The following is a 20,687-nucleotide window of genomic DNA, read 5'->3' on the forward strand; positions in this document are numbered from 1 at the left end:
GTATAGTCGGCTATCACATAGCGAACGAAGATGTCTTACGTGACTTTCATATTGACCACGGCCTGCCAGTTCCGGCGGATCTTTGGGTCGGGCTTATCAAGGACCGACTTGATCGTATACCGCAGTCATTAAATGAGATTCTCGAAACCTACCGAACAAATCGAGACAAGTTGGGATGTCTGGCAGCCCCAGACAGCAAGCCAGCTTGGGATTTTCTCCTAAAGTGGCACTATAATCCCGACCCTGCTTTGCATGTGCCATATAGCCTACCAAACGGTCGAATTGTTTAATGTTAGCAATTGGAACCCCGGATTTACTAAGCGCAAGGGATAAAAACGGGGGTTGTCCGAAAGTCTCTTTTTTGGAGCCAGCTATCCAGAACCGGAAATTCCGTTGACGCCCCATTGCGGCCGTTTGATGCCACTGGCATGTGTGCGGCATGCGAGGTCTAGACAATTATCCGATTAGCGTTTCGGTCACAGCGGGCTGCTTAGCTTTTGTTCTGGCCTTACTTGCCCAAGCGACCATGGGCGCATTTGGGTCAATGCTCGGCCTTGCGCTCGCAGTCTTCTCGGTCAGCCTGTTCGCATCAGCAATCAGGCGCTCGAGGAAGCAGTAACGCTTCGGCGGAGCGGCAACTAACCACCCACAATTGCCGTTTGTCAGCGAGGAAGGGGCCGCCCGAAAGCGGCCCTTTTGAATGCGACTAGTCGATGACGTGGTATCGCGCCGCTGCTTCTGCCAACTTGCGGGAATAGCGTTCGGGCTCTTCCTCGATGCTCTCGGCCATCTGACCGCCAGACAGTTCGGCGAAATCAGGAAGGCCGCTCGCAGCAAGGCCGAGGATAGCCGCCCGCGTCGTCAATATCCCGGTCATTTGTTGCGCCAGATGTTGATTGCCACTGAGATGTGACCCGGGGTTTCCATTGAGAATTGACCCGGGTGGGTATGGGTTATGTGCTGCCGTATCCTGGCAGGTTCAAGATGCTGGCTTCTCCTTTCTGGCTTTTGGCGCAGCGGTGCTGGCACGGAAGCGGAAGCTGTCGTTTCCGGTTTCCAGGATGTGGCAGTGGTGGGTTAGCCGATCGAGCAACGCGGTGGTCATCTTGGCATCGCCGAACACGCCAGCCCATTCGCTGAAGCTTAGGTTGGTGGTGATGAGTACGCATCCGATAGCGGACGCAGTGGAGCTGGTGGTCAAGATGTGAGATTATCGGCAGCGCCGCGAGGAGCTGCCTATGGACGAGCAGGATATCGATACCGACCGGATTGATGAGGCGGTTCTGGCTCTGATGTTTTTGACGCTGCACGACCTGGATCGGACGTCAGGGACTTGTCGAGCCTGGAAGACCTTTGATTGGGATGCGCTGGGACGCTTGTACGAGCGAGGATTGATCAACAATCCCGTGAGCAAGGCGAAGTCGGTAATGTTGACCTCAGCCGGCCGTGAGCGCTGCGAGCGGCTATTTCATGGACTGTTCTGCGCAAGCCGCAAGGCCTCGGTCTAACGGTTCAGGCAGCGATTTCCTGTGTGAGCTGCAGCTGAGCGGCCTTCCAGTGCCAAGGGAGGAGTTCGTGAAGGCGGCTCTGGGGTATGTCGGCGATCCGGGCGAGTACGTCAGTGAACCAGGCGAGCGGATCGACGTCGTTGAGGCGCGCGGTGCCGAAGAGGCTGAACATCATCGCGGCGCGCTGGCCGCCACGATCAGAGCCGACGAACAACCATGCTTTTCTTCCCCGAGCCACGCTGCGCAGCTCACGCTCGGCGGCGTTGTTGGAGAGGCAGATTCGGCCATCAGCGAGGAAGCTGGTAAAGCCGTCCCAGTCGTTCTGGAGATAGGCGATGGCCTTGGCCACCGCATCGTGACGAGACAGTTTGCTACGTGTCTCGCGCATCCAGGTCTCGAGTTCGGCAACGATGGGCGCGGACAGTTCCCGGCGAACGGCGAGGCGTTCGGCGGCAGGCTTGCCGTTGATGTCGCGCTCGATGGCAAAGAGCCGGTCGATGATCTCGAGCGCTTGACTCGCCAGCGGCGAGACGAGCGGCGCGGCGCCCTTCTTCCGGCGCTTGAGTTGCTGCCTGATATCGACGAGCTTGAAGAATTCCCGGCGTGCGTGAACCTTATGTCGAGATCGACATAAGGCGCATTATCCAGAGCATGGTTTTATCTGGGGTATTTTGGGATATAGTCCGTGCTTGCCGGAGATTTCGGCGCGCTGGGCTCCAGATAAAAGCCGCGACCTTGCTGTTGGCGGCCGCCGCGTGCGGGGGCGAAGTTGCAGATACCATTGCGTACCAGGTCGACGATCGAGGACTATGTCGCCACACAGGAGTGGCGGCGCGCGCGACTGTCGCGCTGCCCGCTCCACCCGAACGGTGGCTGTGCATTTCGGCGTCACGGCAGCTATGCGCGCCTGACCAGCCCGGGTGTACGGATCGCTCGCTGCTATTGCCCACAAGGGCGCATAACATTCAGCTTGCTCCCGGATTTTCTCGCCGCTCGCCTGCCCGGTTCGCTTGCCGCGATTGATCGCAGCGCTGGGATCGCAGCGTCGGCGCGGAGCATGGAAGCCGCCGCAGACGCAGCACGCGGGCCCGATATTTGCCTTCCAGGCGCGGTGCGCTGGCTTCGCCGCCGTGTGGTCGCGGTGCGCAGATCCGTTGCCGCCGTTGAAGTGATGGCGCCCCGGCTGGCAAGGCCGGGCTTGCCGGTGGATGACGTTCCGGCCCTTGCAATGCTTCGCCGAGCTCTTTCCCCGCAGCTGTTGCACTGCATTCCGGCGCCCCTGGGATTCCGGCCTATCCAGAAGATTGGCAGTGGCGACGCCCCCGGTGGCTCTTGCCAACACGATGCGGGGCGTGATCACGCGTTCATCGCGAGCTACGCTTTGCCGATCGAGGTAAAGCCATGCCCATACATGTCGATCATATCGCCGCAGCCGACCCTGCCGCGCCCACCCCCGACGATATCCGCCGCATCTGGAGCGCGGAGCGGCGGCTTGGGGCAGGAACAACGATTGTCTATCTGAACCGCATCCAGCAGTTTCGTACCTATTGCGCCTTGCACGGCTTGGTCGAGCGAGAAGAGTTGACCCTCGAACGAGTTGGCCGGTTCATAGACTGGTATGCGAAGCGACGGGGTCTCGACCCGCTTTCTCTCCGCCTTTCCAGCACCGCCCTGCTGTCGCTCAGCCGTGTCTATCATCGCTTGGGGCTTGCCCCACCTGACTGGCGACCGCCTCGTCCGGTGAAGGCTCTGCTGACGCCGTTGCTCGCGCAATATGCCGCCTATCTGACCCAGCACCGCGGTAATCCAGAGGTGACGGTTCACAAGAAGCTGGGCCACATCGGCAGACTTCAGGATCATTTGATCCAGGCCGGCAAGGACTGGCACTCGATGCAGCTAACCGATGTCGACGCATTTCTGGCTGGCTGCGCCGCGCGATATTCCCGATCGCATGTGAGCGATCTCGCTTGCACGGTACGCTGCTTTTCCCGTTTCCTGCACTGGAGTGGCCAGAGCCCGGTCGATATCAGCGAGGCCGTGATCGCGCCCGTGCAACGACGGCACGAGCGACCGAGACGGTCCCTTTCCTGGGACGATGTGAAGCGGCTCCTGATGGCCGTGGACAGATCGAGTCCGTCGGGCCTTCGCGACTACGCGATCCTGCTGATGATGAGCACCTATGGCTTTGGCGCCGGCGAGATCATCCGCTTGCAGTTTCAGGATATTGACTGGGATAGCGGCACGCTGTCAGTCCTTCGCCCAAAGACGGGCGTCGCATTCACGCTGCCGCTGTTGCCACCCGTCGCCAAGGCGCTGGCAGAGTATCTACGCCACGGCCGGCCCGCCGATACACCCACCCGCCATCTTTTCGTGCAGATGAAGATGCCGCTGGAGCCATTCGTCGCTTCGAGCGCGATACGCCACATCTTGATGAAGCATGCGAAGATCGCGGGGATCGATGCGCCATTTCTGGGCAGCCATGTCTTGCGACACTCTCACGCGGCGCGCCAGATCGACCTTGGTGCGCGGCCCCAGGTGGTATCGGATCTCCTTGGTCACCGGGATCCAGAGTCGGTCTCGGCCTATGTGCGGATCGCCACCGCATCCCTGCGCGAGATCGCATTGCCGGTGCCAACATGACCACCGTCGTCGTCCTGGAAGAGTTGAGGAACGACGCCGCGAGCTTTCTGGCGTTCAAGCGCGCCATGGGCCATCCCTATCGACGCGGCGAGTTTGAGATCGAACGCTTCCTTCGCTTCGTCGAAGACCAGTGGGGCGACGATGTCGATATTCCGCTGGCCGAAGCGATTAGCCGCTGGTGTGGCCGCTTGCCCGACCGCAAGGCCGTCACGCTCGGCAATGAGTTCGGGGTCATTCGTCAACTTTGCCTGCATCGCCGTCGTCGCGATCCGACCAGCTATGTGCCCGAGCACGCCTTTGCGCCGGTGAAGGAGTCGACGTTCTTTCCTTATATTTTCAGCCGCGACGAGATCCTCTGCATTCTCGCCGCCGCGTCAGCGCACCAAGGCCGCTTCATATGGGCATCGATGCTGCGAAGGCTGATTCTCGTGCTTTACTGCACCGGCCTCAGGCTCGGCGAGGCGGTGCGTCTGACCATGGATGATGTCGATCTCGACCGTGGGACCTTGCTCATCCGCAACAGCAAACGGCGTACGCGGATCGTCCCCATGCGCGACGATCTTGTCGCAGAGCTTCGCCTCTATGTCGATGATCGATGCCGGTTACTTCACGATCGTGGTCACGTGGATTCCGAAGCGCTGTTCGTTCGCCTCAACGGCGCGCCACTCCATACCCACGCTGCGTCCGAAGCTATTCGCAAGCTCCTGCGCCGCCTCGATATCAAGCCTGCGCAAGGGCGCGTCGGAGCGCGTCCATATGAGTTTCGGCATGCATTCGCGGTTCACCGCCTGACGGCATGGGCGGAGGAAGGTGCTGACATTCACGCCAAGCTCCCTTGGCTTTCGGCCTATCTCGGGCACCAGAACGTCATTGGCACCGAGGTCTATCTGAAGGCGACGCCGCAACTCCTGGAACTCGCGAGCACGCGCTTCGAACAACATATGCGACACGCCCGGCAGCCACGATGAGTAAGGCCGGACCTCAGATGCTGTTCGCTCTGGTGGAGTCGTTCTTCTCCAACTATCTGCCGCGTCAGCGCGGCGCGAGCCCACATACGACGCGCGCCTATCGCGACACGCTCAAGCTGCTGTTTCAATTCATTGCCCAGCATCGCAGCCGCGAGGTCGCCGCGCTTGTACTGGAGGATCTCGATGCCGACACCGTCGCTGGGTTCCTCGATCATCTCGAGGGCGGAAGATCGAACTCCACCGCGACGCGCAACTGCCGCCGTGCCGCGCTTCGCAGCTTCTTCAAGCACCTCTTGCGCAACGATCTCGACAATGCCCTCCGTTACACGCAGGTGCTGGCGCTGCCGTCGAAGCGGGCGAGGCAAAAGCCCGCAACTTACCTCGAAGCAACCGACGTGCGGGCCATCATCGCCCATCCCGATCGGCGGACCCGCAGTGGCTGGCGCGACTACACGCTGCTGCTTTTCCTCTATAATTGCGGCGCCAGAGTGAGCGAAGCAACCGGCCTGCTGTGGCAGGACCTTCAACTGACGCCGCCACACCAGGCCCGACTACGTGGGAAGGGCCGCAAGGAGCGGTTCGTTCCGCTATGGCGCGAGACGGCCGACGCGTTGCGGCGCCTGCAAAACCTGTCGGGTGCCGCGGGTCAGCAGCATGTTTTTATGAACCGACACGGCCAGCCGCTGACCCGCGATGGAGCGGCGTACATCCTTACCAAGCATGCCTCGCCAGTCGTCCAGGATCGGCCAAGGTTGGCGCGTGACCGCATCACTCCTCACGTTTTCCGCCACAGCTGCGCCGTCGCGCTCCTGCAGTCAGGCACCGACGTGACCGTGATCCGCGATTATCTCGGTCATTCCAGCATCGCGACCACGAACCGGTATATCTCAACGAACCTGAAGATGAAGCGCGATGCGCTACAGAACTTTTGGAAGCACGCTGGCATCGAACCCGCAAAGGCCACGCCTTGGAAGCCAAAGCCGGATCTGCTTTCGTACCTCCGGTCCCTATGATTTTATCATGAGGTCCACGCATAGCTTTTTCGCCGATCCCGGACGTCAGCATCGCGTGGCCCCAGATAAAACCATGCTCTGGATAATGAACCCAGCAATTGGCGCGGGTCATGGGTTTGTCCGTCCGGCCTTCCTCGAACAGGGCATTGAAGCCGGCATACCGGTCGACCTGGAGGATCCCGGCATAACCTGCCAGGTGAGCGCGGGGATGCTCACCTCTTCGATCGCTCGAGTAATAGCATAGCGCCACCGGCGGAGCCGTGCCGCCGAACGGGCGATCGTCACGCACATAATCCCATATTCGCGCTACGCTGGTCTTGAGCTTGGCGAGAAGCGGGACGGTGGTGTCGTCGGCGTGCAGGCGGTCTGCGGCAAGCCCGTGGGCTTCCAGCAGCAGGAACAGGGGCTTTACCGCTACGCAGATCGCGCCGATCTGATCGCCAAGGGTCGACAGGCTCAAGGGGATGCCTTCGGCCTCGAGCCTGTCGCGCTGGCTGTTCAGGGGCTGGTGCAGGCCGTACTTCTGGAAGGCGAGGTTTGCCAGGAAGTGCGGCCCGAACATTCCGCGCGGGGTTACGTGGAAGGGCGCGGGTGGCTGGCTGATCTTCTCGCACTGGCGGCAGGAGACCTTCTCGCGCACGGTCTGGATCACCTTGTGGCGGGCCGGAACGCGCTCGAGCGTTTCGGTGACCGCCGCGGGAAGCTGGCTCAGATCGTCCGAGCCGCAGCACGGGCAAAGGTCCGGCGCGGGGATGACGACCTGCTCGCGCGGGAGATCGGCAGGGAAGTCGCGGCGGGTGGATCGCGTGCGGGTGAACGCCTGGACTGTGGTGGTCTTGCCAGCGGCGATCTGGCCGAGCAGTTCGGCCTCGCTGGCATTGGCCTCCAGTTCCTCGAAGGTCAGCTCGAGTTGATCGAGCAGGCGTCGGCTGCGCTCGGAGCGCGCGCCATATTTCTCGCGGCGCATCTGCTCGTTCATCAGTTCGAGATGGGCGTTGCGAGCCCGCAAATCGGCGTTGATCGCCCAGACTTTGGCGGCCTCAGCCTCTGCTACCAGTGCCTGCGCACGCGCGATGGCAAGTTCAGCGCGAAGCTGCACAAGCTCATCGGATGCGTCGCTGGAGACCATGCGCGGATTATAACCCGCAAGTCCGCAGGAACCCAGCATTTACAGCACTTTTGTGCCGGTCCTGCTGCTATTTTGATGCAGTCGGGAATCACCCGACCTGTGTCGGTCGCCAGGTCTCCTGCGGATTGCGCCAATCCACGCCTTCCAGCAGGCAGGCCATCGCCGAGGCCGAGATCGCGATCGTCCCATCCTTTGCAGATGGCCAGACAAAACGCCCTCTTTCCAGGCGTTTTGCATATAACGACATCCCGAGGCCGTCATGCCACAAGATCTTGCACAGCGATCCGCTTCGTCCCCTGAAGACGTACAGATCGCCGGCATGAACGGCCTTGTTCAGCGATTGCTGGACCTGCAGGGCCAGCGACCGCATTCCCCGGCGCATATCCGTATGCCCCAGCGCAAGCCACACCCTCACGCCGCTCGGGATCGGGATCACCGGGCCAAGGCCTTGATGACGGCCGCTGCCATGGTCGGCGACGCCGAATTGTAGATGCTCACCCGGGCGCCGTGGGAAAGCTCGACCATGATCGCCGGCTGCCCGGGCGTGGGCACGGAGCTCTTGTCTTCCAGCACGACAGCTTCGATGAAGCCATGGTCCTCCTGCGACGCGACGAGCGCCGCACTCAGCTTGCGCCGCCAGGTATAGACCAGCGCAGTGGAGACGTCGTGCCGCCGAGCAACCTGTGACACACACGCGCCGGGGGCAAAGGCCTCTTCCAGAATGCGCTGCTGTTCCTCGGTACTCCAGCGACGGCGGCGTTCAGGCCCGCCGAAAACCGTGATCCGTCCCACAAACACCGCTCCTAAGTTCGCAAATAACTGCGACCTTAAGACCGATCCATCACTCCACCGGCAAGGCGCCGCTCAGCGGATGCGTACGGTGATGACGACGCTGGTGCGCTCGTACAGCTTGCTGAGCAGATGGAAGAGCATGGCTCCGCCCGATGGGCTGAAGGGCAGATAACCCAGCTCGTCGAGGATGAGCAGGTCGAGACGTAGCAGGCGTTCTGCCAGCTGGCCGGATCGGTTCATGGTCTTTTCCTGCTCAAGCGCATTGACCAAATCGACCGTGGAGAAGAAGCGGACCTTCTTGCGGTGATGCTCGACGGCCTGGACGCCCAGTGCCGTTGCGATATGGCTCTTGCCGGTTCCGGGCCCGCCAATCAGCACGACATTGTCGGCGTTTTCCATGAAGTCGCCCTGATGAAGCTGGCGGACGAGGGCTTCGTTGATCTCGCTGGCAGCAAAGTCAAAGCCAGCCAGATCCTTATAGGCCGGGAAGCGGGCCGCCTTGATTTGATAGGCGATGGACCTGACCTCGCGTTCGGCCATCTCTGCCTTCAGGAGTCCAGCGAGCATCGGCACGGCAGCATCGAAGGCGATTGAGCAACCTGATGTATGGAAATTGAATCTGGGCAGGATCACGCAGCATCTCGGCATTCCCATTTGATGTAGGCCTTGTTGTCGCAGGCCCATGTTTCGTCGATTTCGACCAGAACGGCGGAGACGAGGCGCAGGAGCGCGTGTTCGTTGGGGAAGACCCTGACCTTGACGGTACGGCGCTTGAGTTCCTGCTGGACGGCGCGCTCGATCGGGTTGGAGGTGCGCAGGCGGCGGCGGTGGTGCTCCGGCAGGGTGAAGACAGCCAGACCTTCGGGAATGGCGTTTTCGAGCCACGCGGCGAGCTTTGGTGCGGTTTTTCTATAGCCGGTGACGAGCTCTTCGAGCGCAGTCTGTGCCTTTGCCAGCGAGCCGGCGTTCCAGACGCTGCGCAGCTCTGAGCCGATGCGAGCGCGGATGGCGACGCCCGGAGCGTGATGGATGGCATTGGCGGCGAGGTGGAATTGGCAGCGCTGCCAGGTGGCCGCCCCCAGTACCGCCCGGCGAGCGGCACGAAGGCCCGCATGATCATCGGACACGATGAATTCGACGCCTCGCATGCCCCGCGCGACCAGATCATCGAGGAAGCTGCGCCAGTGGACTTCCGCTTCCGACAGAGCAACGCTGACGCCCAGCACCCGGCGGCGCTCGTCAGGTCCGATGCCGATCGCAGATAATACCGCGGCATCGCGCACAACGCCGCCTTGGCGCATTTTCTCGTACCGCGCATCGAGAATGAGGTAGCGGATCTCGCCGAGCGGGCGGGTCCGCCACGCCTCCAGTTCGTCATCGAGCATCGCTGCCGCGCGGCTGACCTGTGAAGAGGATATGCCATCGATCCCAAACTCGCGCAGCACCGCTTCGGTCTGCCGGGTAGAGACGCCCTTCACGTACATCTCTGCCACGGCCAGCATGACCGCACGCACCGACCGGCAGCCGCGCTCCAGTGACTGCGGGAAGAAGGGCTGACCGTCATGGCCGGCGGTTTTGGGCACGGCCACATGCACCGTGCCCGCTGGCGTATCGATCCGCTTGGGCTTGTAGCCGTTCGCATATCCGCGCCGGTCGGGCGTTCGCTCATAGCGCTGCGCGCCCAGGAAGCGTTCACGCTCGATGCGCATCGCCATCTCGAAGGTGCGCGCGAATACGGTCGCAATCCCTTCGGGGCCGTGTTCGATCAACTGTTCCAGAACCGCCTCGATCGCTGTATCGTCGCGCTTGTCCATTTCTCTTGCTCCATAGGTGTGTGGTAACTCCATGGAATGCTGAAGATGGGCAGCTGGTGCCGGGGCATGCCCCGGCACCAGCTCAGCGCGTCCGACACGTTCGAATTTCCAGACCTCTGGTTACACAACCTCGAAGGCAGGCGCGCCCTGCTCGATCAGTTCGTCGGCGGCCTGAGCCATGCCGAACATCTTGAGGCTGCGCAGCATGACGACGACCGCGGCGCTCGCGGGGTCATGACGCATGGCGAATATCCCTCAGCCTGTCATAGCGAACGACATTGGCCTCGGGCTCCTGCGCCAGGCGCAGCGCCTGAGGCGCATCGATCGGCGAAGCTGGAGGCGCCTTGCCGTCGATGAGGCGATGCAACACGTTGAGAACGTGGGTCTTGGTGGCGACACCGGCCTCCAGAGCCAACTCGACCGCGCTCAACACGGCCTGTTCGTCGTGATGCAGAACGAGAGAAAGTATCTCGACCATCTCCCTGTCGCCACCAGGGCGCTTGAGCAGATGGCCCTGTAACTGCCGGAAGGCTTCGGGCATCTCGAGGAAGGGGGCGCCATTACGTAAGGCGCCGGGCTTGCGCTGGATCACCGCCAGATAATGCCGCCAGTCATAGATTGTGCGTCCCGGCTTGTGATGAGAGCGCTCGATGAGCCGGGCATGTTCGCACACGATCTGGCCTTCGGCCGCTATGACCAGACGATCAGGGTAGATCCGCAGGCTGACCGGCCGGTTCGCGAAGGAAGCGGGTACCGAGTAGCGGTTGCGGTCAAAGGCGATGAGGCAGGTTGGCGACACGCGCTTGATCTGCTCGACAAAGCCATCGAAGGGCCGGCCCAGCGGCATCAGACAGGAAACTTCCTCGGCATGCACATCGGCCAGGGTGCCGGGCATGACGCCATGCTGGATATCACTCCATTGGGCGATGCATTGCTCTTCCAGCCAGGCGTTCAGCTCAGCCAGGCCAGGGAAGCTGGGCATCGGTTGCCACAACCGGCGCCGAGCGTCCTGGACGTTCTTCTCGACCTGCCCCTTCTCCCAACCTGAAGCCGGATTGCAGAAATCCGTCTCGAACAGATAGTGGCTGGCCATGGCGGCAAACCTTGCGTTGACCTGCCGCGCCTTCCCGGTCCCGATCTTGTCGACAGCGGTCCTCATATTATCGAAGATCCCGCGCTGGGGCACGCCGCCCAGCACCCGGAACGCCTGCGTCAGCGCGTCGAACAGCATCTCATGGGTCTGGAGCAGATAGGCGCGGACGATGAAGGCGCGGCTATGCGCCAGTTTGGTATGGGCGACCTGCAGCTTCGTGGGCTTGCCATCTAACACGGCATAGTCCTCGCTCCAGTCGAACTGGAACGCCTCGCCAGGCTGGAACATCAGGGGCACGAATGTTCCACGCCCGCTGGTCTGCTGCTCATATTGCAGCTCGGCCGCCATCGTCGGGCAAAAGCGGCAACCCGGTTATAAGAGCCATCGTATCCCAGCTTTACCAGATCAGCATGCAACTGCTTGGCAGTCCGCCTTTGTTTACGGGACTTCTTGGATTCCACTCGCAACCAGGCCGTCAGCTTCTCGGCGTAAGGGTCGAGCTTGCTCGGCCGGATCGGAACCTTGAAGCTCGGCTCAATCGCGTCAGAACGCAGATATTTGCGGATGGTATTGCGGGACAGGCCGGTCCGCCTCTTGATCTCCCGAATGGAGATCTTCTGCCGGAAATGCCACCGGCGGATCACACTGAGTAAGTCCATGTTGATCACTCCACGACCCTCCGACTGGCAGCCGGAGGCGAGGGAAACATGGGTCAATTCTCAATGGTAATTTATACGCCCCCCGGGTCACATCTCAGTGGCAATCAACAATCGGATGCCGCAGCGAAGTCATCGCCCGTCATCCTCGTTGCTATGCCCGCGAGGAGGTTATCTTCGACCCGCTCCACTATCTCCCGCTGATCGAGCAGAAGATCAACGCATTCGACCAGGCCGCCCCTTTGCAGGGGTGGGACCTGCCCGAAGCGTTCACGACACTGCAGCGGTTGATGGAAGGGCGCATGCACAAACATGGCAGGCGCGAATATGTACAGGTGCTGCGCCTGCTGGAAACGTTCGCCGTCGCCGATCTCCAGGCAGCGGTGGAACAGGCCATCGACCTTGGCGCCATCGGCTTCGATGCCGTCAAGCACCTCGTGCTGTGCCGGGTCGAACGCGTACCGCCCAGACTGGACCTGGACGTCTATCCCTTCCTGCCACGCACCACGGTCGAGAAGACCTTTGCCAGAGCCTATCTGAGCCTCCTGTCCGACCAGCAGGAGGCCGCATGAGCGATCAGGCCCCGGAGATTCTTCTCGCTCACCATCTCAAGGCACTCAAGCTGCCTACGTGCCTGCGAGAGCATCACAAGCTCGCGCGGCAATGTTGTGAGTGCTGGTCGTAATCTCCCCAAATGTGCTGGTTGAAAATTCCCCAGTTTGAGGACTGCGCCTGATCGGCATGGGGGCATGCCCCCATGCCGATCAGGCGGCACAATTATCCCTGCTGATGCCGAAGGAAGGGCGAGCAGGTGATAGGACTGAGGGAGGTCGTTTTGATCCAGGAACTCAAGAGACAGGGGCTGAGCATCAGCGCCATCGCGCGCCAGACCAGCCTCGACCGCAAGACCGTGAAGAAATATCTGGCCAACGGTCTGGAGGCGCCAACCTATTCGCCACGTAAACCCATAGCGAACGCCGTCGAGCCATATCGGGCCCATCTGCTGGAACGATTGGAGAGCTATCCCGGCCTTTCAGCACGCAGGCTGCATCGCGAAATCCGAGAGATGGGGTTCAAGGGAGCTTATTCCTCCCTGACCGAATATCTGCGCGAGGTCCGGCCGCCCGTGCCCAAGACCTATGAGCGGCGCTTCGAAACCGCCGCCGGCGTACAGGCTCAAGTTGATTTTGCCGAATTCCAGACGATCTTCACCAGCGAGCCTGGTGTCGTGCGCAAGGTCTGGCTGTTCAGCATGGTCCTGGGGCACAGTCGGTGGCTTTGGGGGCGGTTCTGCCCGAACCAGGGGCTGGAAACGGTGATGCGCTGCCATATCGCCGCCTTCGAAGCGATGGGGGGCTGCTGCAGCGAAATTCTCTACGACCGCATGAAGACCGCCGTCATCGGCGAGGACGCTGCCGGGGTGGTCACCTACAACGCCTCGCTGGTGGCGCTGTTGGCCCACTATGGCAGCGCCCCGAAAGCCTGCCAGCCTTACCGGGCCAAGACGAAGGGTAAGGTGGAAAGGCCGTTCGGCTATATCCGGCAGGATTTCTTCCTTGGCCGCAGCTTTCGTGATCTCGACGATCTGAACGCCCAGTTCGGCACATGGCGTGCCGATATCGCCAATGCCAGGCAGCACGCGACCACCGGGCGGATCGTGAAGGAGCATTTTGAGCAGGAACAGCCTCATCTGCTGCCGCTGCCCGGCATGCGCTACGACACGGTCCTGACGGTCGAACGGCGGATCAGCCGGGAAGGCATGGTCGCGGTGGCTGGCAATTATTACAGCGTACCCGATACCACTCGCCGCCGCGTGGTCGAAGTCCAGCATCACACGCATGAGGTGCGGATCTTCGAGGAAGGACAATTGATTGCCCAGCATCCCGTGATCGAGGGCAAGAACCGCAGGCGGGTCGAGCCCGGGCATCGCAAGGCACAGGCGGCGAAACCCGCACAACTCCTGCCCACAACCTCGGACAAGCCGGTCGGTCAGCGACCATTGACCTTTTACGGCGCCGTAGGTGATCGTCTGGCTGCTCTCAATGCCACAGGTGCTGCGTGATGTCCGTCTCCGACCGCATCCGGCAGAGCCTGCTGGCTCTCCACATGGCCCGTGCCCTGGAAACGCTCGATCACACGCTGGCCAGGCTGGAAAAGGGCGAAATCAGCGCGATCGAGGCCATCGACGACCTTCTGGCCGAGGAACTGAACTTGCGGGAGGGGCGGCGTATCGGCGTGGCATTGCGCACCGCCCGCCTCATGCCGGTCAAGACGCTCGAAAGCTTCGACTTCTCCTTCCAGCCTTCATTGGACCGGCATCGCATCACCGCACTCGCCCAACTCGAGTTCATCAACCGCGCGGAAGTTCTCCATTTTCTCGGGCCGCCCGGTACGGGCAAATCCCATCTGGCCACCGCCATCGGAGTGGCAGCGGTCAAAGCCGGGCGCAGCGTTTATCGCTGCTCGCTGGCCGAGCTGATCGAAGCGCTGACCAAGGCGGAGCGCGAAGGTCGTCTGGTCGAGAAAATCCGCTTCTACACCCGCGCGTCGCTTCTGATCGTCGACGAAATCGGCTACCTGCCCATCACTCCGGGCGGGGCTAACCTCTTCTTCCAACTCGTCAACGCCCGCTACGAAAAGGGCGCAATGATCCTAACCTCCAACCGCGGCTTCGCCGAGTGGGGCGAAGTCTTCGGTGATCCCGTCGTGGCCACCGCGCTACTGGACCGACTGCTTCACCATGCCGTCGTCGTTCAGATCGAAGGCGCAAGCTACCGATTGCGGCAACATGCCGATCTGATCCCCGAGCATACACGCGCCCACGCCAATCTCACCCCGCCGCCCGCTCCAAGGCGTCGCGGCAGGCCGCCTAAAAATGGAGCTGTCGATCATCTCAATGGCTGATCACCAAATCCGCGCTGGGGATTTTTGCACCAGCACTTCTGAGGAATATTCGATCAGCATTTACAAATGTGCCGCTGAAGGCGTCGATCACATCCGCTTCCTCGCTCGTCTCGTCGAGATGGAGATGATCGACAGGGAGCGTCGTATGGTCGAGCGGCGCATCAAGGCTGCGCGCTTCCCCGCCGTCAAAAGCCTCGACAGCTTCGACTTCGCCGTCATCCCCAAGCTCAACAAGATGCAGGTGCTCGAGATGGCGCGCTGCGAGTGGATCGAGCGGCGTGAGAACGCCATCGCTCTGGGGCCATCGGGCACCGGAAAGACGCACGTAGCTTTGGGGCTCGGACTGGCTGCATGCCAGAAAGGACTGTCGGTGGGCTTCACCACTGCGGCGGCGCTGGTCAGCGAAATGATGGAGGCGCGCGACGAGCGGCGTCTCCTCCGCTTCCAGAAGCAGATGATCGGATACAAGCTGCTCATCATCGACGAACTGGGCTTCGTACCGCTCTCCAAGACCGGCGCCGAACTGTTGTTCGAGCTGATCTCCCAGCGTTACGAACGCGGCTCCACCTTGATCACCAGCAACCTGCCCTTCGACGAATGGACCGAAACCTTCGGATCCGAGCGGCTTACAGGCGCGCTCCTCGACCGCCTGACCCATCACGTCAGCATCCTCGAGATGAATGGCGAAAGCTATCGCCTCGCTCACAGCCGGGCCCGCAAGGCCAAAACCAGACCCTGAAAATTACGCCAATGCCGGGGGGAGTGCCCCTCGGGCTACGCCCTCACGCCACTCCCCCCGGCATGTAACACGATGGCCTGGTTTTACGCCGCCGCATGGCCGACTTTTGCTCCGCCGTTGACAGCGGACACTCGCGCAATCGGGTCGCTCATGGACCTGCCAATGATGAATACCCGTTGAGGGTGGCATAGGATGCGCAGCAACCCTTGATCCGTGTCGATGTCGTAGTCTGCCAGATTCTTTAGTATCCCGCTTGCCGAGGCTAACCGTGAGTGCTGCCAAAACCAGGACGAATACGATGGGCATCTTCCTCTACCTCAATGGCGCGCTGACCCGTCACCACGTCCACCATGCAGTTGAAAAACTCTAAAGCTTCGTAAGGCGTCGTCAGCGGCAGTTGCACTTTTGCGCCGAGCAAGGCGTTCGACGCGTCTTCTTCGGTTGCATCCCGAAGTTGTATCAGCTGAACGCCCTTGCGCGCTTTGTAAGCGTCAAGCTCGTTGCCGATCAAATCAGCGACCAGTCTCACGAAATCCTGTCGCTCAGGCGCTTCCGGATTCACACGCAGGAAGTCCTCAATCGAGATGCTCGTGACTGCGCCGCCTGATGCGCGGTTTGCTTCATGCACCACCGTGGTTGTGTCGGGACCGTTTCCACGGGCCAGATACCATTGATCGCCGTTGGAGCTGAGGGAGAATTGCAGCATCGGATGGGTCATGGCTAATTCAACTCCGCGGGTGAAGCGCTGGAAAGGGGGCCGCTCGTCATCACCACGGCCCTCGTGCGCGATAAAAGGGGTAGCGCCGGACGATGCCGGCAATCAGCTTTCCCGAGAAAACCTGACGCATCTCCTCTGCCTCTTCGAGCCTGACGCAGACAAGATGAGTGCCGCCGCTCGGGAGCGGTTCGATCGCACTGATCGACACGTGGTGTTCGGCGCATTGCCGCTCCACGTCTGCCGGGGGGAGATCAATGTTCAGCAGGCGGCTCATGATCTGATCCCGAAATCGCAATCAATCCATAAATCCAGGTTGTGCGAGCTCCTGACCCAGCCGTCCGCTGCGTCCGCTCCAATACCGAATTGATGGTTGCTGATCCGGTACGCGGTGACGGCAGCTGCGGCGAGGTGTCGCGTTTTTGCAAGACGCGTTCCGGCAACGCTTGCGCGCATGAGCGATAATTGGTGCTCGAAGTACTGGCGATTGAGATCCATGGTAAATCCCCCTTCTTGTAAGCGGGAGCACTATTGTCTCTCAGCCGCCGGCGCTTATTTTCCGATGCCAGCGATTTTGATTACATAGGAATCAAAGTTGATATTTCAACAGCAGGCCTTTCACGATCGCATAAAATGCCATAGCCGCCACGAAATTTGGTAAAGCTCATTCCAGAATTATTCTTATTTTTATGCCATGTGGCGCCATAATTCTGGTGGTGGTATGTGCAATAACGCGCTTTGCGTCATAAAAAACAGGGCCTCGGGCTGCCTCGATTCACTCAGTGCCCCACTAAGACCGAGGTTATCGCTTTTGCCCCGGTGTCCAAGGCCTTAGCTTTCCGAGCATCTTCGGTCTTCTGGGCTCGATCGGCCAATTCGGTCCACGCGGACACGGCTCGCAGACATCGATCACGCACCTGTGGCAGGCTTGCGGCATCCGCTGCAATTGTCTGAAGATCTGCTTGTTCGCGATAAAATGCCAGCGACGACATAAATTTACTCCTGCGCCCGGCGACCAAGATTGGCGGACCTGGTAATGCTCCGCCAATCTCGTTTATTCAGACCGACTGGAGATTGACGGCCGAGGTCTTGCCGCGACGGTCGGTTTCCAGTTCGTAGGACACGCGCTGATCCTTGTTCAGGGTCCGCATGCCCGCGCGTTCGACCGCGCTGATGTGAACGAAGGCGTCATCCCCGCCCGTTTCGGGAGCGATGAAGCCGAAGCCCTTGTCAGCGTTGAAGAATTTTACGGTGCCGGTGATCATATGGGTATCCTTTGCCCAATGCAGTATGACGGGCATGCGCCAATCGCGGCGCATCCCGGCTTCGTGAGGCTAGTAAAGGACAAAGGGGAGCCTTGGCGGCCCAATATCCGTCGCAGGCGACGTTTCAGCTTGGTTCTTGTACGCGCTTTTAAAAAAATAGATAGTGGCGACTGGGTTCTCATCCAAAAATGAATCCGGAATGTCATATCGATGTGATACATGACATCATGAATTCCGCGCAAATGCATGATTGCCCTTTGGGGATCGAAATCGACGACATCGACTTCGTGGGGCACGTTAATAATTCCATATATTTGAAATGGGTACAGGCAGCTGTCATCCAACATTGGCAGAGGGTCGCATCTCCTCAGGCGATTACAGAATATCTATGGATCGCGCTCAAACATGAGATCACGTACCGCAGACCGGCATTCCTTCGCGACCAGCTGACGGCCAATGTGGTGCTGGAGCAGGTCCGGCGGGAAAGCGCATTCTACGAAACGGCGATCCGGCGCGGCAGCGAAGTGATTGCCGAGGTGAAATCGCGCTGGTGCTGTGTTGATGCCGTGACACAGCGTCCGGTCCGGGTGTCAGCTGCCGTAATAGCATGTTTCTTTCCCGAAGCCGCCGATGAGCAGACCGCTCCAGCATTACGGTGACGCGAGGCCCAACCTGTCTTCGTCGGTGTAGATGTCGAACCGGGAAAGTGTGACACGTCCGAAGGTCATCGTCAGTGCCGCATCAGCCGCATCACGTCCTCGCGCCATCAATATTCGCCCGCTACGAGGGCGGTTGTGCCTTGCATCGAAGACATACCAGCGATCGCCCAGCCACACTTCGAACCATGCCGAAAAATCCATTTCGCCTAGTGGCTTTGGCAAGTCCATGTCACCGAGATATCCTGTACAGTAGCGTGCGGGTATGTTCATGCAGCGGCACAGCGTGATCGCCAGATGGGCAAAGTCGCGGCAGACACCTTCGCGCTCCTCGAACACGTCCCGCGCTGTCTTTGTCGGCCGCGCCTTCATGTAGTCGAAGCGGACGTGACGATGTACAAAATCCACGATGCCTTGGACCAGTGCCCAGCCCCGAGGGGTTTTGCCGAACAGATCCCATGCCACTTCGCTCAGCCGGTCCGTCTCGCAGTAACGGCTCGCCAGAAGGTAGAGCATCACATCGTCTGGCAAAGCCTCGATCGATGATTGCAATGCCTCCGGTGCCACCGGGTCAGGCTGGAAATCATCCTCGATGACAAAACCGCAGGACAGCGTCAGGCCGCCGGCCGGAATGGCGAGGCGGGTACAGATGTTGCCAAAGCTGTCGATGTAGTCATAAACCGGGACACCTGGCGTCGTGAACAAGCGCTGCGGCGTGCGCAGATCCTTGTTGCGCGAAGCATGGACGCTCAGGTGCGCCAGCATCGGCACAGGCTGCTCACAGGTGAAAGCGATATCGTATCCCGCGCGGATCAGCATGCAGGCCTAAGGTTCGCAAGGGCGCGCTCCACCCGGCCCAGTCCCTCCGCGGATTCCACGGCGAGATCAAGCGGTCGTCCGCCGAGCTTGCCGCAAGCCGTGTTGAGATAGGCGATGGCCTTGTCCCGGCTTCCGAATGCTTCAAGCGCCAGCCTCGTCACCAACCCCTGGCGACTTGCCGCATCTGGCGCCAGTTTAGGGCGATCCGACCAGCGCACTTTCGCGCGAGCAGGCCGAGCGGGCTTTTCGTCGCTTGCCATTTCGAATTTCCTACTGATACGGCCGCACCCGACGCGCGGCGATCTTCCAGAGCATACTGGTTATCTGGGCCTGTCCGATTGAGGAGCCGGTTGCGATCTCAAGCACGGTGCATGCGTGATCGGGGACCGGACCGAGCAGGAAATCCCGTGCGGCCACGCGGCCGCCCAGCAGTGTAAACGCAAGATCGGATATCTCGCTGCGCCGCCGAAAGGTCAGATCGTCTCTCGGCATGCGATGCCATTGACGTCCGCACGGCGGGATATCCGTCGGGCGCGACCTCAGGCAGGCAAATTGGTTCCGCGATGGCCAGTTCATGACCATTGGGGGTAGGCCGCCACCCCATGTCCTTTTGCAGCCGGGCGATCATGGTTGCATAATGGCGCATCAGATCGAACCGCGACCCGGCATCACGGTTGCGCTTGCTGCGGGCGGTAAATTCGATGAGCGCGATCTGATGGTGATAAAGTAGCTGATTGAGATCCATGCGGACTCTCCTTTTTGCGGGAGCACGCTTGGTCTCTCAGTCGCCGATATGCAAAAATGACCGGCAATATTTTCCTTCTACAGAATTTCACCGTACTCGGCGAGAGGATTCCATGAACTGATCAAATATTTAAAAATTATCACCGGCATTGAAGAATTTATTTTATCATGTATAAGGATTTTGAATCGTCGCTCTTGACGAATTTGCGCCTGCTCGCGCAGGATTTTTCAGCCATCAGCTTGGCTCTCATGACCGCCGCTTTTGCGCATGCATGTCGGCGGGTGCCCTCGATTTCGGGACACCGTGGATCGACCAAAGAAGAGTCGCTGACGGAAGGCTTTGTCGAGGAAATCCATTCCCGATCGGCCGCTTCGTGGTTCTGCTCGATAATGAGCACAAGATCATCGCCTACTGCGGGCAAGATGCGCAGGTCTGCATCCGCTCGATGGAAGGAGATCGCGTACATGTCGAAATGACGCCTTGCGATCTTTCGAAGGGCCGGATCGCGTTTCGTGAAAGGGCGCCGGAGCAAGCCGGAGAACCGCCGAGACGGCGCAGCGGTTTCAGAAGATAAACGCGGAAAAATCCGCACCATAGGAAAACATGCATATCAACATCAAAGGCGCGGAAAAGCGTCCCGACAATGCCATCTACCAACCAGCCGCCGGACATAACGGTCCGGTTCAACGGCCCACCGGCCTGCTAAGCCGGGATCGATTGCGGCGTCTTGTCGCTGCCATGGTCGATTGATCCGCACCCGGCTTCAGCCGGCGCACCCTCTCGTCAGATGGGCCGTATCCAAATCTGCTATATGGACGTCGCAAAGACCTGCGCGAGCGCGACTCAAGAGAGAACGTTCGCTAATGCTTCCGTGAGTGCCCGTTCGAGGTATGGTTTTTCAAGGAAGATAGCGCCGGCAGGCAGCTCGTGCAGTGCCAACGGCCTTCGGCCCGAAGTGATAATGATGCCGATCATCGGCCAGCGAGCCTGTGCTTCAAAAGCCAATGCTAGGCCGTCGATCGGGCCCGGCATGTCTATGTCGGTAAAGAGGATCGCGATCGGAGGGTTTTCCACGAGGATTCTGAGAGCACATGTAGCGTTCGCTGCTTCTCTCGTAATGAATCCCGCGCTTTCGACCATCTCGCAGGCGGCCAGCAAAATAATGGGTTCATCCTCGACAACGAGGACAATCGGTAGAGGCGGCATGAAAAGACGGCTTTCTGCGGGGCGC

Annotated in this window: 23 protein-coding genes and 9 pseudogenes (1 of these 32 only partly in view); 13 read left to right on the top strand and 19 right to left on the bottom strand. The window is 60.4% G+C overall.

What is annotated here, in order from left to right; translation table 11 throughout:
* Positions 1–290, top strand: partial view of a hypothetical protein gene (locus tag ACZ1II_RS01525; RefSeq protein ID WP_465144057.1) — the 3' portion only. Its footprint begins 259 nt before the window's first position; the window shows 290 of its 549 coding nt (coding positions 260–549); the start codon falls outside the window, past its left edge; its stop codon occupies positions 288–290.
* A 416-nt stretch (positions 291–706) separates the two neighbouring features.
* Here the strand turns inward: ACZ1II_RS01525 and ACZ1II_RS01530 are convergent, their stop codons facing one another.
* Together ACZ1II_RS01530 and ACZ1II_RS01535 are read right to left on the bottom strand one after the other, a co-directional pair.
* Positions 707–877 carry a hypothetical protein gene (locus tag ACZ1II_RS01530; RefSeq protein WP_465144058.1) on the bottom strand — a complete coding sequence of 57 codons (171 nt, stop codon included), beginning with the start codon at positions 875–877 and terminating at the stop codon, positions 707–709.
* Positions 878–979: 102 nt separating this feature from the next.
* A pseudogene (locus ACZ1II_RS01535) lies at positions 980–1,165 on the bottom strand (ATP-binding protein); the annotation flags it as partial.
* A gap of 73 nt (positions 1,166–1,238) precedes the next feature.
* On the opposite strand from ACZ1II_RS01535, the gene ACZ1II_RS01540 reads away from it, so the two are divergent.
* Positions 1,239–1,508 carry a DUF6429 family protein gene (locus ACZ1II_RS01540; protein ID WP_465144059.1) on the top strand — a complete coding sequence of 90 codons (270 nt, stop codon included), beginning with the start codon at positions 1,239–1,241 and terminating at the stop codon, positions 1,506–1,508.
* Positions 1,509–1,512: 4 nt separating this feature from the next.
* Here ACZ1II_RS01540 and ACZ1II_RS01545 read toward each other — a convergent pair.
* A pseudogene (locus ACZ1II_RS01545) lies at positions 1,513–2,118 on the bottom strand (IS66 family transposase); the annotation flags it as partial.
* Between the two features lie 791 nt (positions 2,119–2,909).
* Here ACZ1II_RS01545 and ACZ1II_RS01550 point away from each other — a divergent pair.
* From ACZ1II_RS01550 to ACZ1II_RS01560, 3 genes are read left to right on the top strand one after another with little or no spacing between them, the layout of a single operon-like run.
* Positions 2,910–4,148, top strand: a complete 1,239-nt coding sequence (locus ACZ1II_RS01550; protein WP_465144060.1) for a site-specific integrase — start codon at positions 2,910–2,912, stop codon at positions 4,146–4,148.
* Positions 4,145–5,116 (top strand): tyrosine-type recombinase/integrase, encoded by a 972-nt coding sequence (locus tag ACZ1II_RS01555; protein WP_465144061.1) that lies wholly within the window; start codon positions 4,145–4,147, stop codon positions 5,114–5,116. The genes ACZ1II_RS01550 and ACZ1II_RS01555 overlap by 4 nt, the downstream gene beginning before the upstream one ends.
* A 17-nt stretch (positions 5,117–5,133) precedes the next feature.
* Positions 5,134–6,129, top strand: a complete 996-nt coding sequence (locus ACZ1II_RS01560) for a tyrosine-type recombinase/integrase (RefSeq protein ID WP_465144062.1) — start codon at positions 5,134–5,136, stop codon at positions 6,127–6,129.
* Between the two features lie 85 nt (positions 6,130–6,214).
* Here the strand turns inward: ACZ1II_RS01560 and tnpC are convergent.
* The 7 genes and pseudogenes from tnpC to istA (ACZ1II_RS01595) all read right to left on the bottom strand — a co-directional run.
* Positions 6,215–7,258, bottom strand: a pseudogene (gene tnpC / locus ACZ1II_RS01565) (IS66 family transposase); the annotation flags it as partial.
* Positions 7,259–7,346: 88 nt separating this feature from the next.
* Positions 7,347–7,694, bottom strand: a complete 348-nt coding sequence (gene tnpB / locus ACZ1II_RS01570) for an IS66 family insertion sequence element accessory protein TnpB (RefSeq protein WP_465144063.1) — start codon at positions 7,692–7,694, stop codon at positions 7,347–7,349.
* Entirely contained in the window at positions 7,691–8,050 is a 360-nt protein-coding gene (gene tnpA / locus ACZ1II_RS01575) for an IS66-like element accessory protein TnpA (protein ID WP_465144064.1), read from the bottom strand. Before tnpA ends, tnpB begins: the two co-directional genes overlap by 4 nt.
* A 78-nt stretch (positions 8,051–8,128) precedes the next feature.
* Positions 8,129–8,638 (bottom strand): annotated as a pseudogene (locus ACZ1II_RS01580) (ATP-binding protein); the annotation flags it as partial.
* Positions 8,639–8,679: 41 nt separating this feature from the next.
* The gene (locus tag ACZ1II_RS01585) at positions 8,680–9,864 is read right to left on the bottom strand and encodes an IS256 family transposase (protein WP_465143339.1); all 1,185 of its coding nucleotides are present in this window, start codon (positions 9,862–9,864) and stop codon (positions 8,680–8,682) included.
* 129 nt (positions 9,865–9,993) lie between these two features.
* A pseudogene (locus ACZ1II_RS01590) lies at positions 9,994–10,107 on the bottom strand (ATP-binding protein); the annotation flags it as partial.
* Positions 10,097–11,616, bottom strand: a pseudogene (istA, locus tag ACZ1II_RS01595) (IS21 family transposase). The pseudogenes ACZ1II_RS01590 and istA (ACZ1II_RS01595), both read right to left, overlap by 11 nt.
* Positions 11,617–11,726: 110 nt before the next feature.
* Between istA (ACZ1II_RS01595) and ACZ1II_RS01600 the strand changes: the two are divergent.
* The 5 genes and pseudogenes from ACZ1II_RS01600 to istB (ACZ1II_RS01620) all read left to right on the top strand — a co-directional run.
* A pseudogene (locus ACZ1II_RS01600) lies at positions 11,727–12,185 on the top strand (IS21 family transposase); the annotation flags it as partial.
* Positions 12,182–12,280: pseudogene (locus tag ACZ1II_RS01605) on the top strand (ATP-binding protein); the annotation flags it as partial. The pseudogenes ACZ1II_RS01600 and ACZ1II_RS01605, both read left to right, overlap by 4 nt.
* A gap of 144 nt (positions 12,281–12,424) precedes the next feature.
* Complete coding sequence (gene istA / locus ACZ1II_RS01610; RefSeq protein ID WP_465144065.1) at positions 12,425–13,675, top strand: IS21 family transposase; 1,251 nt, start codon at positions 12,425–12,427, stop codon at positions 13,673–13,675.
* The gene (gene istB, locus ACZ1II_RS01615) at positions 13,675–14,517 is read left to right on the top strand and encodes an IS21-like element helper ATPase IstB (RefSeq protein WP_222614186.1); all 843 of its coding nucleotides are present in this window, start codon (positions 13,675–13,677) and stop codon (positions 14,515–14,517) included. The genes istA (ACZ1II_RS01610) and istB (ACZ1II_RS01615) overlap by 1 nt, the downstream gene beginning before the upstream one ends.
* A gap of 64 nt (positions 14,518–14,581) precedes the next feature.
* Positions 14,582–15,256 (top strand): annotated as a pseudogene (gene istB, locus ACZ1II_RS01620) (IS21-like element ISSsp5 family helper ATPase IstB); the annotation flags it as partial.
* Positions 15,257–15,518: 262 nt separating this feature from the next.
* Here istB (ACZ1II_RS01620) and ACZ1II_RS01625 read toward each other — a convergent pair.
* The 4 genes from ACZ1II_RS01625 to ACZ1II_RS01640 form a co-directional block, all read right to left on the bottom strand.
* On the bottom strand, positions 15,519–15,974 hold the full coding sequence (locus tag ACZ1II_RS01625; protein WP_465144066.1) for a hypothetical protein: 456 nt from the start codon (positions 15,972–15,974) through the stop codon (positions 15,519–15,521).
* Positions 15,975–16,023: 49 nt separating this feature from the next.
* Positions 16,024–16,248 carry a hypothetical protein gene (locus ACZ1II_RS01630; RefSeq protein ID WP_465144067.1) on the bottom strand — a complete coding sequence of 75 codons (225 nt, stop codon included), beginning with the start codon at positions 16,246–16,248 and terminating at the stop codon, positions 16,024–16,026.
* The gene (locus tag ACZ1II_RS01635; protein WP_465144068.1) at positions 16,245–16,469 is read right to left on the bottom strand and encodes a hypothetical protein; all 225 of its coding nucleotides are present in this window, start codon (positions 16,467–16,469) and stop codon (positions 16,245–16,247) included. Before ACZ1II_RS01635 ends, ACZ1II_RS01630 begins: the two co-directional genes overlap by 4 nt.
* 560 nt (positions 16,470–17,029) lie before the next feature.
* Positions 17,030–17,236: a cold-shock protein gene (locus ACZ1II_RS01640; RefSeq protein ID WP_031342023.1), complete on the bottom strand. Its 207-nt coding sequence runs from the start codon at positions 17,234–17,236 to the stop codon at positions 17,030–17,032.
* 227 nt (positions 17,237–17,463) lie between these two features.
* Here ACZ1II_RS01640 and ACZ1II_RS01645 point away from each other — a divergent pair, with 227 nt between their 5' ends.
* Entirely contained in the window at positions 17,464–17,895 is a 432-nt protein-coding gene (locus ACZ1II_RS01645; protein WP_465144069.1) for an acyl-CoA thioesterase, read from the top strand.
* Here the strand turns inward: ACZ1II_RS01645 and ACZ1II_RS01650 are convergent.
* The 4 genes from ACZ1II_RS01650 to ACZ1II_RS01665 form a co-directional block, all read right to left on the bottom strand.
* Positions 17,887–18,711, bottom strand: a complete 825-nt coding sequence (locus tag ACZ1II_RS01650; protein ID WP_465144070.1) for a transglutaminase-like domain-containing protein — start codon at positions 18,709–18,711, stop codon at positions 17,887–17,889. The genes ACZ1II_RS01645 and ACZ1II_RS01650 overlap by 9 nt on opposite strands.
* The gene (locus ACZ1II_RS01655) at positions 18,705–18,971 is read right to left on the bottom strand and encodes an antitoxin Xre/MbcA/ParS toxin-binding domain-containing protein (protein WP_334185926.1); all 267 of its coding nucleotides are present in this window, start codon (positions 18,969–18,971) and stop codon (positions 18,705–18,707) included. Before ACZ1II_RS01655 ends, ACZ1II_RS01650 begins: the two co-directional genes overlap by 7 nt.
* Positions 18,972–19,069: 98 nt before the next feature.
* The gene (locus tag ACZ1II_RS01660; RefSeq protein WP_465144071.1) at positions 19,070–19,456 is read right to left on the bottom strand and encodes a hypothetical protein; all 387 of its coding nucleotides are present in this window, start codon (positions 19,454–19,456) and stop codon (positions 19,070–19,072) included.
* A 157-nt stretch (positions 19,457–19,613) separates the two neighbouring features.
* Positions 19,614–19,922, bottom strand: a complete 309-nt coding sequence (locus tag ACZ1II_RS01665) for a hypothetical protein (RefSeq protein ID WP_465144545.1) — start codon at positions 19,920–19,922, stop codon at positions 19,614–19,616.
* On the opposite strand from ACZ1II_RS01665, the gene ACZ1II_RS01670 reads away from it, so the two are divergent.
* Both ACZ1II_RS01670 and ACZ1II_RS01675 read left to right on the top strand, forming a co-directional pair.
* Complete coding sequence (locus tag ACZ1II_RS01670; protein ID WP_407635860.1) at positions 19,830–20,030, top strand: S1 domain-containing protein; 201 nt, start codon at positions 19,830–19,832, stop codon at positions 20,028–20,030. The two genes, ACZ1II_RS01665 and ACZ1II_RS01670, sit on opposite strands and share 93 nt — an antisense overlap.
* A gap of 29 nt (positions 20,031–20,059) precedes the next feature.
* On the top strand, positions 20,060–20,206 hold the full coding sequence (locus tag ACZ1II_RS01675) for a hypothetical protein (RefSeq protein WP_160172155.1): 147 nt from the start codon (positions 20,060–20,062) through the stop codon (positions 20,204–20,206).
* 93 nt (positions 20,207–20,299) lie between these two features.
* Here ACZ1II_RS01675 and ACZ1II_RS01680 read toward each other — a convergent pair whose 3' ends face one another.
* Positions 20,300–20,662, bottom strand: a complete 363-nt coding sequence (locus tag ACZ1II_RS01680; RefSeq protein ID WP_465144072.1) for a response regulator — start codon at positions 20,660–20,662, stop codon at positions 20,300–20,302.
* Positions 20,663–20,687: the final 25 nt, after the last annotated feature.

Source organism: Novosphingobium sp. BL-S-20, from assembly GCF_055521635.1.